This window comes from Pseudomonas sp. D8002 (assembly GCF_013385695.1).
In the GTDB taxonomy this organism is placed as follows: domain Bacteria; phylum Pseudomonadota; class Gammaproteobacteria; order Pseudomonadales; family Pseudomonadaceae; genus Aquipseudomonas.
The window spans coordinates 56733-69249 of record NZ_JACAPM010000018.1; the positions used below are offsets into that span (position 1 = coordinate 56733).

11 protein-coding genes are annotated in these 12517 nt (G+C 61.4%); 7 read left to right on the plus strand and 4 right to left on the minus strand.

Translation table 11 applies throughout. The features are described 5' to 3' along the window. The first annotated feature begins 134 nt into the window (after nucleotides 1-134). From dapE to HX807_RS10930, 3 genes are all read left to right on the plus strand, one after another. A complete protein-coding gene (dapE, locus tag HX807_RS10920) occupies nucleotides 135-1286 on the plus strand; it encodes a succinyl-diaminopimelate desuccinylase (protein ID WP_008430488.1) in 1152 nt (383 codons plus the stop codon). Further along, nucleotides 1286-2095 (plus strand): putative RNA methyltransferase, encoded by an 810-nt coding sequence (locus tag HX807_RS10925; RefSeq protein WP_177049946.1) that lies wholly within the window; start codon nucleotides 1286-1288, stop codon nucleotides 2093-2095. Before dapE ends, HX807_RS10925 begins: the two co-directional genes overlap by 1 nt. A gap of 77 nt (nucleotides 2096-2172) precedes the next feature. Next, complete coding sequence (locus HX807_RS10930; RefSeq protein ID WP_008430491.1) at nucleotides 2173-2550, plus strand: hypothetical protein; 378 nt, start codon at nucleotides 2173-2175, stop codon at nucleotides 2548-2550. Between the two features lie 142 nt (nucleotides 2551-2692). Here HX807_RS10930 and HX807_RS10935 read toward each other — a convergent pair whose 3' ends face one another. Continuing rightward, nucleotides 2693-2902 (minus strand): cold-shock protein, encoded by a 210-nt coding sequence (locus HX807_RS10935; RefSeq protein ID WP_003219353.1) that lies wholly within the window; start codon nucleotides 2900-2902, stop codon nucleotides 2693-2695. A gap of 196 nt (nucleotides 2903-3098) precedes the next feature. Here HX807_RS10935 and plsB point away from each other — a divergent pair, with 196 nt between their 5' ends. From plsB to HX807_RS10950, 3 genes are read left to right on the plus strand one after another with little or no spacing between them, the layout of a single operon-like run. Further along, nucleotides 3099-5603: a glycerol-3-phosphate 1-O-acyltransferase PlsB gene (gene plsB / locus HX807_RS10940; protein WP_102368222.1), complete on the plus strand. Its 2505-nt coding sequence runs from the start codon at nucleotides 3099-3101 to the stop codon at nucleotides 5601-5603. Nucleotides 5604-5654: 51 nt separating this feature from the next. Continuing rightward, the gene (locus tag HX807_RS10945; protein ID WP_177049948.1) at nucleotides 5655-6056 is read left to right on the plus strand and encodes a YbaY family lipoprotein; all 402 of its coding nucleotides are present in this window, start codon (nucleotides 5655-5657) and stop codon (nucleotides 6054-6056) included. A 28-nt stretch (nucleotides 6057-6084) separates the two neighbouring features. After that, nucleotides 6085-6774, plus strand: a complete 690-nt coding sequence (locus HX807_RS10950) for a DUF4197 domain-containing protein (RefSeq protein WP_003219356.1) — start codon at nucleotides 6085-6087, stop codon at nucleotides 6772-6774. Between the two features lie 48 nt (nucleotides 6775-6822). On the opposite strand, the gene HX807_RS10955 is transcribed toward HX807_RS10950, so the two are convergent. The 3 genes from HX807_RS10955 to HX807_RS10965 all read right to left on the minus strand — a co-directional run bounded on the left by HX807_RS10955 (nucleotide 6823) and on the right by HX807_RS10965 (nucleotide 11729). Further along, complete coding sequence (locus tag HX807_RS10955; protein ID WP_008430499.1) at nucleotides 6823-7014, minus strand: hypothetical protein; 192 nt, start codon at nucleotides 7012-7014, stop codon at nucleotides 6823-6825. A 542-nt stretch (nucleotides 7015-7556) separates the two neighbouring features. After that, nucleotides 7557-10622 carry an efflux RND transporter permease subunit gene (locus tag HX807_RS10960; RefSeq protein ID WP_177049949.1) on the minus strand — a complete coding sequence of 1022 codons (3066 nt, stop codon included), beginning with the start codon at nucleotides 10620-10622 and terminating at the stop codon, nucleotides 7557-7559. Between the two features lie 6 nt (nucleotides 10623-10628). After that, nucleotides 10629-11729 (minus strand): efflux RND transporter periplasmic adaptor subunit, encoded by a 1101-nt coding sequence (locus tag HX807_RS10965; protein WP_003219359.1) that lies wholly within the window; start codon nucleotides 11727-11729, stop codon nucleotides 10629-10631. Nucleotides 11730-11821: 92 nt separating this feature from the next. On the opposite strand from HX807_RS10965, the gene HX807_RS10970 reads away from it, so the two are divergent. Continuing rightward, complete coding sequence (locus tag HX807_RS10970) at nucleotides 11822-12460, plus strand: TetR/AcrR family transcriptional regulator (RefSeq protein WP_008430503.1); 639 nt, start codon at nucleotides 11822-11824, stop codon at nucleotides 12458-12460. Nucleotides 12461-12517 lie beyond the last annotated feature (57 nt).

The following is a 12517-nucleotide window of genomic DNA, read 5'->3' on the forward strand; positions in this document are numbered from 1 at the left end:
GGGCTTGCTCGCGAATGCGCCGGGTCAGTTCATACATTGTTGACTGACACTCCGTATTCGCGAGCAAGCCCGCTCCCACACAAGCCCCCCTCCCACATAAGCCTTGCGCCCTGACATGCTTCTGGAGTTTTTACATGACGGCCCACGCCGACCTTTCGCCGACCCTCCAACTCGCTATCGACCTGATCCGCCGCCCGTCGGTGACGCCGGTCGACGCCGATTGCCAGAAGCTGATGATGCAGCGCCTGGGCGACGCCGGTTTTGCGCTTGAGCCGATGCGCATCGAGGATGTGGATAACTTCTGGGCCACCCACGGCAAACACGAAGGCCCGGTATTGTGCTTCGCCGGCCACACCGACGTGGTGCCGACCGGCCCGGTCAAGGCCTGGCAGAACGACCCGTTCGACGCGCTGATCGATGAAAACGGCATGCTCTGCGGCCGTGGCGCAGCCGACATGAAAGGCAGCCTGGCGGCGATGCTGGTCGCTTCCGAGCGATTTGTGACCGACTACCCGGACCACAAGGGTTCGGTCGCATTCCTGATCACCAGTGACGAAGAAGGCCCGGCGCACCACGGCACCAAGGCCGTGATCGAACGCCTGGCAGCCCGCAAGGAGCGCCTGGACTGGTGCATCGTCGGCGAACCGTCGAGCACCACCCTGGTGGGCGACGTGGTCAAGAACGGCCGTCGCGGCTCCCTCGGCGCCACCCTGACCGTGCGCGGCGTGCAAGGCCATGTGGCCTACCCGCACCTGGCGAAGAACCCGATCCACCTGGCGGCTCCGGCCCTGGCCGAACTGGCCGCCGAGCACTGGGACGATGGCAACACCTTCTTCCCGCCTACCAGCTTCCAGATTTCCAACCTCAACTCCGGCACCGGCGCCACCAACGTGATCCCGGGCGACCTGACGGCGGTGTTCAACTTCCGCTTCTCCACCGAGTCCACCGTCGAAGGCCTGCAGCAGCGGGTCGCGGCGATTCTCGACAAGCATGGCCTGGACTGGCATGTGGAGTGGGCGCTGTCGGGCCTGCCGTTCCTCACCGAACCGGGCGCGTTGCTCGATGCGGTCTCCGCCAGCATCAAGGCCGTCACCGGTCGCGAGACCCAGGCGTCCACCAGCGGCGGCACCTCCGATGGGCGCTTCATCGCGACCCTCGGCACTCAGGTGGTGGAACTGGGCCCGGTCAACGCGACGATCCATCAGGTCAACGAGCGCATCCTCGCCAGCGACCTCGATGTGCTGACCGAAATCTACTACCAGACCCTGATCAAGTTGCTCGCCTGATGCTCGCTTGCCCCATTTGCAGCGCACCGCTACAGGAAGTGGACAACGGTGTAGCCTGCCCGGCCGGGCACCGTTTCGACCGGGCGCGCCAGGGTTACCTGAACCTGTTGCCGGTGCAGCACAAGAACAGCCGTGACCCAGGCGACAACCTGGCGATGGTGGAAGCGCGCCGCGACTTCCTCAACGCCGGGCATTACGCCCCGGTGGCCAGGCGCCTGGCCGAACTGGCCGCTGAACGCAAACCCCAGCGCTGGCTGGATATCGGCTGTGGCGAGGGTTACTACACCGCGCAAATCGCCGACACCCTGCTGCGCGCTGACGGCTATGCCCTGGATATCTCCAGGGAAGCGGTCAAGCGCGCCTGCAAGCGCAACCCCACGGTGACCTGGTTGATCGCCAGCATGGCCCGGGTGCCGTTGGCCGATGCCAGTTGCCAGTTCCTGGCCAGCGTGTTCAGCCCGCTGGACTGGCTGGAGGCCAAGCGCCTGCTCAGCCCGGGCGGTGGCTTGATGAAAGTCGGCCCCACCAGCGGCCACCTGATGGAACTGCGTGAGCGTTTGTACGACGAAGTGCGCGAGTACACCGACGACAAGCACCTGGCGCTGGTGCCGCAGGGCATGAGCCTGCAACACAGCGAAACCCTGGAGTTCAAGCTCAGCCTGGCCGATCCCAAGGATCGCGCCAACCTGCTGGCGATGACGCCCCACGGCTGGCGCGCGAGTGCCGAACGCCGGGCCCGGGTGATCGAAGCCGCCGAACCGCTGCTGGTCACTGTGTCGATGCGCTACGACTATTTCGTGCTTCAATAACCCATTATTTTTGTGGGCCTCGGGGCCCACACCGAATCCGCGAATGGATTTTCAAAATCCCGCAACGAGGAACATCCATGCGCCAACCTGATATCGAGATTTACCTCAAGGACGCCGACGTCGACCACAAGGCCATCGCCGCCTGGTTGGGCGCCGCCCTGGGCCCGTGCACCGACTGGGTCCAGCGCGGCCAGACCTACAAGTGCAAAGCCGGCAGCGTACCGGTCACCTGGCTGCCGAAAGCCGTAGGCAAATGGAACAGCCTGTACCTGGAAAGCGACCAGACCCCGTGGGAAGACGACATCGCCTGCGCCCGCGCAGCCTTTGCCGCGCTGAACGTCGAAGTGCGTTGCGCGCCGGGCAGCTGGGTAGAGGAAGAAGGTGAAGAAAGCGCGGATACCTGGATTCGTATCAGCGCAGACGGTGAAGAGCAGATCACCTGGAAAACAACCTGATCTAACGCTGTAAATCCAATCAAGAATGTGGGAGCGGGCTTGCTCGCGAATGCAGTGTGTCAGTCACCTGAGTATCAACTGTCACTCCGCTTTCGCGAGCAAGCCCGCTCCCACATGGGTTATCCGGTGTCGCTGCAATTGTTTACAGGCCCACCACATCCTCAGCCTGCAAGCCCTTCTCGCCCGTCACCACGGCGTATTCCACCTGCTGGCCTTCGGCCAATGAACGATGCCCTTCACCGCGAATGGCGCGGTAGTGCACAAACACATCCTTGCCATCTTCCCGCTGGATAAAGCCATAGCCCTTGGCGTCGTTGAACCACTTCACATTGCCGGTTTCGCGCGTTGCCATCTGTTTTGCTCCCACATGCTTTTTATAAGTACGTTTATTGTTGAGTCGTCGCAGTTGAACTGCCGAGTATAAGACAGGCTCAAAAAGCTTCAACTCAAGATTACTTCGCCGCTTTTTTGCCGATTTTCGGCTAATACTGCACACTAGCGCCCCGAGCACCTGCCCGGTTTTTTTCCCCACTCAAAGCAGAAGCCGTATGACCCGTTCTCCCTTTCGCCGTCTGGTATTTGGCACCTTGCGCCGGCTGTTGTACCTCTGGGTTCGCTCAGAGACGATCAACCAGTCGTCCCTTACCTTGAACCTCGACCGCAGTCGTCCGGTGTTTTACGTCCTGCAATCTCCATCCCTCACCGAATTGGCGGTGGTTGATACCGAATGTACCAAGGCCGGCCTGCCGCGCCCGGTGCTGCCGGTGTCGGTCGGCCCGCTGATGGAGCCGGCAGCCTTCTTCTACCTGACGCCCGACCCCGACTGGCTGGGGCGCCAGGACAAGCGTGGCGCCCCACCCACCCTGACCCGCCTGGTGGATGTGCTCACCGAACACGCCGAAGAGAATGCACAGATCATTCCAGTCAGCGTGTTCTGGGGCCAGTCGCCCGACAGCGAGTCCAGCCCCTGGAAACTGCTGTTCGCCGACAGCTGGGCCGTCACCGGCCGCCTGCGCCGGCTGCTGAGCATCCTGATCCTGGGCCGCAAGACCCGGGTGCAATTCTCCGCGCCCATCAACCTGCGTGAGTTGATCGAGCACAATAAAGGCCACGAACGCACCGTGCGCATGGCCCAGCGCATCCTGCGGGTGCACTTTCGCAACCTGAAAACCGCAGTGATCGGCCCCGACCTGTCCCACCGGCGCAACCTGGTGAAGGGCCTGGTGAACATGCCACTGGTACGCCAGGCGATCCTCGACGAGGCCGAACGCGAGAAAATCACCCCCGAGAAAGCCAAGGCCCAGGCCCTGCGCTATGGCAACGAGATCGCCTCGGACTACACCTACACCGCCATCCGTTTCCTCGAAGTGGTGCTGAGCTGGTTCTGGAACAAGATCTACGACGGCATCAAGGTCAACAACATCGAAGGTGTGCAAAAGGTCGCCCAGGGCTACGAGGTGATCTATGTACCGTGCCATCGCAGCCATATCGACTACCTGCTGCTCTCCTACCTCCTGTTCAAGAATGGCTTGACCCCGCCGCACATCGCCGCCGGGATCAACCTGAACATGCCGGTGATCGGCAGCCTGTTGCGCCGTGGCGGGGCGTTTTTCATGCGCCGCACCTTCAAGGGCAACCCGCTGTACACCTCGGTGTTCAACGAATACCTGCACACCTTGTTCACCAAGGGTTTCCCGGTGGAATACTTCGTCGAAGGCGGACGCTCGCGCACCGGGCGCATGCTGCAACCGAAGACCGGGATGCTGGCGATCACCCTGCGCAGCTTCCTGCGTTCCTCGCGCATGCCCATCGTGTTCGTGCCGGTGTACATCGGCTATGAGCGGGTGCTGGAAGGCCGCACTTACCTGGGCGAACTGCGCGGTGCGAGCAAGAAGAAAGAGTCGATTTTCGATATTTTCAAAGTGGTCGGCGCCCTCAAGCAGCGCTTTGGCCAGGTCGCCGTGAACTTCGGCGAACCGATCAAGCTGGCTGAATTCCTCGACAGCGAGCAGCCCGACTGGCGCTCCCAGGAGCTGGGCCCGAACTACAAGCCGGCGTGGCTCAACGAAACCACCAACCGCCTCGGCGAACGGGTGGCGCAACACTTGAACGAAGCGGCGGCGATCAATCCGGTGAACCTGGTGGCCCTCGCGCTGCTGTCCACCACCCGCCTGGCCCTGGACGAACAGGCGATGGCGCGCCAGCTGGATCTGTACCTGGCACTGCTGCGCAAGGTGCCCTACTCGCCCCACACCACCCTGCCGGAAGGCGACGGCCTGGCGCTGATCAAGCACGTCAAGGACATGCACCTGCTGTCGGAACAGAGCGATGCACTGGGCAAGATCCTCTACCTGGACGAGCAGAACGCCGTCCTGATGACCTACTACCGCAACAATGTGCTGCACATTTTTGCCCTGCCGGCGCTGCTGGCGAGTTTCTTCCAGAGCAGCTCGCGGATGAGCCGCGAACAGATCCTGCGCTATACCCGTGCGCTCTACCCGTACCTGCAATCGGAGCTGTTTATCCGCTGGTCCCTGGACGAGCTGGACGCGGTGGTCGACCAGTGGCTCGAAGCCTTCGTCGAACAAGGCCTGCTGCGTTTTGAAAACGACGTGTACCTGCGCCCGGCGCCGAGCTCACGGCAGTTTGTGCTGTTGACCCTGCTGTCCAAGAGCATCGCCCAGACCCTGCAACGCTTCTACATGGCGATCTCGCTGCTGCTCAACAGCGGCCAGAACAGCATCAGCGCCGAAGAGCTGGAAGACCTGTGCACGGTCATGGCCCAGCGCCTGTCGATCCTGCACGGCCTGAATGCCCCGGAGTTCTTCGACAAGAGCCTTTTCCGACATTTTATCCAGACCCTGCTGGAGCAAGATGTGCTGCGTCGCGACGAGGCCGGCAAACTGAGCTATCACCCGCTGCTGGGTGAGCTGGCCGAAGGTGCAGCCAAACGCGTATTGCCCGCGGAGATTCGCCTGTCGATTCGCCAGGTCGCACTGCATCGCAGCGAAGAGGCGCCAGACCAGCCTGTGGTACCCGAAGAAACACACTAGAGTGACCGAGGCGCCAGGGTGTTTCTGGCGCCGTTGACAAGGAGCTGCACCATGAAAAAAATCATGCTCCTGGGCCTGACCGCCCTGCTGGGAGCCTGCCAGACCATGAGCCCCGCGCCCAAAGCCAGCCTCGATGGCGAAGTCTTCTACCTGCAACGCATCGCCCTGCCGCCCGCCGCCACCTTGAGTGTGACCCTGCAGGATGTGTCCTTGATGGATGCCCCGGCCGTGACCCTGGCCGAGCAGAAAGGCCCGGTGAAAGGCCAGGTGCCGCTGCCCTTTCACCTGAGCTACGACCCGACCCAGGTCAAGCCTGGCCACAGTTACTCGGTAAGCGCTCGCATCGAACTGGAGGGCAAGCTACTGTTTATCACCACCGAACGGCACTCCGTGCAGTTGAACGGCCAGGACCCACAACCGCTGCGCCTGCGCGTGGATGCGGTTGCACACTGATTAAAATATCGAACATAAGGAAGCGCCCATGCTCCGTAACTCCCTTCGCCTCACTGCCCTGTGCGCCGGCTTGCTGCTCGGTGCCAACGCCATGGCCTTGTCCCTCGGCAGCCTGTCCCAGGGCGACGCCACCGGCGGCCTCAAGGATGCACTGACCCAAGGCGCACAGATTGCCGTGAAACAACTGGGTGTGCCCGGTGGTTTCAGCAACAACCCCGAAGTGAAGATCGGCCTGCCGGGCAAGTTGGGCAAAGTCGCTGACAAGTTGAAAATGTTCGGCATGGGTGACCAGGTCACGCAACTTGAAACCAGCATGAACAAGGCGGCCGAGTCTGCTGTCACCCAGGCCCAGCCGATCCTGGTAAACGCGGTGAAAAACATGAGCGTGACCGATGCCAAGGGCATCCTCACCGGCGGCCAGGACTCGGCCACCCAGTACCTGAACAAAAGCAGCCGTGACGAGATCCGGGCCAAGTTCCTGCCGATCGTCAAGGCCGCTACCGACAAGGTCGGCGTGGCCCAGCAGTACAACGCGCTCGCCGGCAAGGCCGCCACCTTTGGCGCCATTGATGCCAAGAGCGCCAATGTCGAAAGCTACGTGACCGAACAGGCGCTGGACGGGCTGTTCAAGATGATCGCCCAGCAGGAAGAAACCATTCGCAAGAACCCGGCGGCGGCTGCCACCAGCTTGGCCAAGAAGGTGTTCGGCGCGCTGTAGATCATACCCGGCAACTAAAAACGCCCTGAACTATTCAGGGCGTTTTTTTTAATAGCGGCACTTGCAAGGCAAATCACTACCCACGGCATTGCTGTTGCTGCTGTTGGTGGTGTTGTTTTCGGTTTTGATATTAATGTTGATCTCGGGCTGGCCATTGCCATTGGACCGACCGAAATTCGGCCCTATTCCAAATACAGCCCCCAACAGGTGCAGTGGTGAAACCAGTACTGGAAAAATCATACACACTCCTCGATATCTATGGTCAAAAGCCCCCTCTGAGTGGCAAGGCAGCCCGAGTGGTTCCCGGGCTGCCTCGAGTCAGCGGCTATCGATGGATCGGAAAGAGTGCCGACGACCTCTGGTAGGGTTGGTGGGCCTCATGCAACGGCGCCTGGTGATACGGCTTGGGCCGCGCAGGCAGGACAGGCCCCGTTGGTCGGGAGTGATGGCCGTGGTTGAAACCGGGCCGTCCATGGCCGGGCTTGTGCGGTCGCGCCGTATCAGCTTCTTTATTGGAACCAGGCAACAGATTGCCCAGCAGTGACCCCAGGAAAGCACCTTTGAAAGCTGCCAGGGCAGACAAAATAAACATATGACACTCCATGAACTCATTGTTGTTCATCGGGACCGCAGGCTTGCGGCCCCGACAACGACGTCTGTCAATCAGACAATTCTGAGTGGAGCACCATGGGCAAACGTTCCGTCGCCCAGGGTCGCAGTTTGCGTCTATGTGTGAATGACCAGAGGCATTTCCTTACAGGACATCCCTGCCACTCGCAGCCTTACACCGCCTCCTTGCGCACCCGAAACCACGCCGCATACAGCGCGGGAAGGAACAACACGGTCAATGCCGTCGCAACAATCAAGCCGCCCATGATCGCCACGGCCATCGGCCCGAAGAACACGCTGCGGGACAGCGGGATCATCGCCAGTACGGCCGCCAGCGCCGTCAGCACAATCGGCCGGAAGCGCCGCACGGTCGCCTCGATAATCGCCTGCCAGGGAGCCAGGCCGGCCTTGATGTCCTGCTCGATCTGATCCACCAGGATCACCGAGTTACGCATGATCATCCCCGACAGCGCGATGGTCCCCAGCATCGCCACGAACCCAAAGGGTTGGCGGAACACCAGCAGGAACAGTGTCACTCCGATCAGGCCCAAGGGCGCCGTGAGAAACACCATCGCGGTGCGGGAGAAGCTGCGCAATTGCAGCATCAGCAAGGTCAGCACCACCACGATAAACAGCGGCACACCGGCCTTGACCGAGTTCTGCCCACGGGCGGAATCCTCGACCGTGCCGCCAACTTCCAGCAGGTAGCCGTCCGGCAGTTCAGCGCGCACGCCTTCGAGGGTCGGCAGGATCTGCTGCACCAGGGTGGCCGGTTGTTCCTTGCCGTAGATATCGGCGCGAACGGTCACGGTCGGCAGGCGATTACGGTGCCAGATGATGCCTTCCTCAAAGCCGTATTCCAAGGTCGCGATCTGCGACAGCGCCACGCTCTTGCCGTTGTCGGTCGGCACCGCCAGGCTTGGCAGCAGCGACAGCTCGGTGCGCTCATGCACCGTGCCGCGCAGTAGGATTTCGATCAACTCGTTGTCCTCGCGGTACTGGCTGACGCTGGAGCCCGTGAGGGAACTCTGGAGGAATTTCGACAGGTTGGCGGTGCTCACGCCGAGGGCACGGGCGCGGTCCTGGTCAACGTTGAGGTAGACGATTTTGCTCGGTTCTTCCCAGTCCAGGTGCACGTTGACCACGTGGGTATTTTCGCGAACCTTGGCCGCCACTTTCCGCGCCAGGGCCCGGACTTCTTCGATGTGCTCGCCCGTTACCCGGAACTGCACGGGGTAGCCAACCGGCGGGCCGTTTTCAAGCCGCGTAACCCGCGAACGCAGGTCCGGGAATTGTTCGTTGAGGGTTTCGATCAGCCAGGTGCGCAAGCTTTCGCGCTCCTCGATGGTCTTGGCCAACACCACAAACTGGGCAAAGCTGGCGGCCGGCAGTTGCTGGTCCAGCGGCAGGTAGAAACGTGGCGAACCGGTACCGACATAGGCCACATAGTTTTCAATACCTGCATGTTCCTTGAGCAAGGCTTCAAGGCGTTTGACCTGGTCAGCCGTATTGCTCAGGGACGCGCCTTCAGCCAGTTTCAGGTCGACCATCAGTTCCAGTCGCCCGGAAGCCGGGAAGAACTGCTGGGGCACAAAGCGGAACAGCGCCACCGAGCCGATAAACAGCAGCAAGGTCAGGACGATCACCGTCTTGCGCCGACGCACACACCACTCCACCAGGCGTCTTACGCGCTGATAGAAGGGTGTGCCGTAGGGATCCGGCCCGTCGGGGCCATGCTTGGCCGCATGAATCTTCGCCAGGTCCGGCAGGAGTTTTTCCCCCAGGTACGGCACGAACATCACTGCGGCGACCCACGAGGCCAGCAGCGCAATAGTCACCACCTGGAAGATCGAGCGGGTGTATTCACCGGTGCTCGATTGCGCCGTGGCAATCGGCAGGAAACCCGCGGCCGTGATCAGGGTGCCGGTGAGCATCGGGAAGGCTGTGCTGGTCCAGGCGAAACTGGCGGCCTTGAGCCGGTCGTACCCCTGCTCCATTTTGATCGCCATCATTTCCACGGCGATGATCGCATCGTCCACCAGCAAGCCCAGCGCCAGCACCAGCGCGCCGAGGGAGATTTTGTGCAGGCCGATGCCGAGGTAATACATGGTGGCAAACGTCATGGCCAACACCAGCGGAATCGCCAGGGCGACCACCATGCCGGTGCGCACGCCCAGAGAGAAAAAGCTCACCAGCAACACAATCGCCAGGGCCTCGGCGAGCACCTGGACGAATTCGCCGACACTGGTTTTTACTGCTGCCGGCTGGTCCGACACCTTGCGCAGTTCCATACCGGCAGGAAGGTTCTTCTGCAGGCGTGCGAATTCGCCTTCCAGGGCCTTGCCCAGCACCAGGATGTCGCCACCATCACGCATGGCCACGGCCAGCCCGATGGCGTCGGCGCCCATGTAGCGCATGCGCGGTGCCGGTGGATCGTTGAAGCCACGATGAATCTCGGCCACGTCACCGATACGGAACGTACGATCACCGACGCGGATCGGGAAGTCGCGAATCTCCTTAACGGTCTTGAAGTTGCCGGACACCCTTAACTGCACGCGCTCGCTCGGGGTTTCAAAGAAGCCGGCGGTGGACACCGCGTTCTGTTCCTGCAACGCCTGCTGCACGGCCGCCAGCGGCAGGCCGAGGGTGGCGAGCTTGAGGTTGGACAGCTCGATCCAGATCTTCTCGTCCTGCAAGCCCAGCAGTTCGACCTTGCCGACATCCGGCACCCGTTGCAGCTGAATCTGGATGCGGTCGGCGTAGTCCTTGAGCACGGCGTAGTCAAAGCCATCGCCGGTCAGGGCGTAGATATTGCCGAAGGTGGTGCCGAATTCATCGTTGAAAAACGGGCCCTGGATATCCGGTGGCAGGGTCTGGCGAATATCGCTGATTTTCTTGCGCACCTGGTACCAGAGGTCCGGGATCTCTGCGGAGTGCATCGAGTCCCGGGCCATGAAGGTGACCTGGGATTCACCGGGCCGCGAGAAGGAGACGATGCGCTCGTAGTCGCCGGTCTCCATCAATTTCTTTTCAATACGCTCGGTGACCTGGCGCGACACTTCCTGGGCCGTAGCGCCTGGCCAGTTGGTCTTGATCACCATGGCCTTGAAGGTAAACGGCGGGTCTTCGCTTTGTCCCAGCTTGGTGTAGGACAAGGTGCCGACCACTGCCAGCAGGATCATCAGGAACAGTACGATCTGGCGATTACGCAACGCCCATTCGGAAAGATTGAAACCCATCGGGGACTACTCCTTGGCCGCCAGACTTACCACTCGATTGGCGCGATCCACCGGGCGCACTTGCTGGCCCTCATGGAGTACATGCACACCGGCGGCGATCACCCAATCAGTGGGGTTCAAGCCTTCCAGTACCGGCACGGTTTTCTCGCCAAAGGCGCCGATCCGCACCGGTGTGCGCTTGAGGGTATTGTCGGGCTGCACCACCCAGACGTAGGACGCGCCGTTCTCCGCGCTCAGGGCAGACAGCGGCACCGCCAGGGGAATCACCCCGTCAGCCTGGATGAAGACGCGAGCGCTCTGCCCCAGTTCCGCAGGCACTTTGCCGCCGGTAAACGCGACGCGGGCGGCGAAGGTTCGCGACTTTGGATCGGCAGCCGGCGACAGTTCGCGGATGCGGCCGTTGAAGCGCTGGTCAGGCTGGCTCCACAGTTCCACGGACACCGGCTGGCCAATCTTGAAACGCCCGAAGCTTTGCTCCGGCAGGCTGATCAACACCTCCCGCTCGCCATCGGTGGCCAGGGTGAATACGGTCTGGCCGGCCGACACCACCTGGCCGACTTCCACTGCACGCTTGGCGACCACGCCATCCTGGGGTGCGCGCAACACGGCGTAACCGGCCTGGTTATTGGCCACGTCGAATTCGGCCTTGATCTGCTTGAGGCGTGCTTCACCGGAGCGGTAGAGGTTTTCGGAGTTGTCGTACTGGGAGCGGCTGACCATCTGACGGTCCATCAGGGTCTTGTAGCGGTCACGCTCGGCGCGTACCAGGCTCAGGTTGGCGTCGGCAGCGGCGACCTGGGCGCGGGTGGCTTCCAGTTGCAGGCGTACGTCCTGAGGGTCGAGTTCGGCCAGGGGCTGGTTGGCCTTGACGCGCTCGCCCTCCTCCACCAGTCGTCGGCTGACTTTGCCGCCAATGCGAAAGGCCAGGTCGGGTTCATAGCGTGCACGCACCTCGCCCGGGTAGCTGTCGGAAGCCTGCGCCGAAGGCTCTGGCTGAACCACCATGGCCGGGCGGACGGTGGTTTGCGCCGCTTCTTCATGGCCACAGGCAGCCAACAGGAATAACAAGCTGGCAGGCAACGCGAGTGGCAGGAAATAGCTGCGCATGCTGAAGGACCTTTCGCTAATGGTGCTAGGAATAATTATACTGGCCAGTATGTTATTAATACCAAACTCACCAGTCCAGTAATAAAGTGAAAATGTCCGACAATCCTGTGAACACCAATAGCCCCGGGCGTCCCAAGGACATGGCAAAACGCCAGGCGATTCTTGATGCGGCGAAGATCCTATTTTTGAGTAATGGATATGCCAGTACCAGCATGGATGCCGTGGCAGTGGAGGCCGGGGTGTCGAAGCTGACGGTGTACAGCCATTTCACCGACAAGGAGACGCTGTTCTCGGCAGCGGTGGTTGCCAAGTGCGAAGAGCAGTTACCGGTGATGTATTTCGAGCTGCCCGAGGGTGTGCCGGTGGAGAAGGTGCTGCTCAATATCGCCCGCGGGTTTCATGTGCTGATCAATAGCGAGGAGTCGGTGAACCTGCATCGGTTGATGATGACTTCCGGGAGTCAGGATCCGAAGTTGTCGCAGATCTTTTTCGAGGCTGGGCCGATGCGTATGTTGCAGGGGATGGAGCGGCTGCTCGGTAAGATCGACCAGAGTGGCGCATTGCGTATTGCCAAGCCGTTCACCGCGGCGGAGCATTTTTTCTGTTTGCTCAAGGGGACGGCTAATTTTTGTTTGTTGTATGGGTGTGGGGGGCAACTGAGCGCTGAGGCGGCCGAGGAGCATGTGCAGGAAGTGGTTGGTTTGTTCATGCGGGCTTATCGGGCTTTTTGAACTGAGTACATATCCGTTTTTTGGGTCAGGGCCGGTTATGGTTCCGCTCTTACAGCG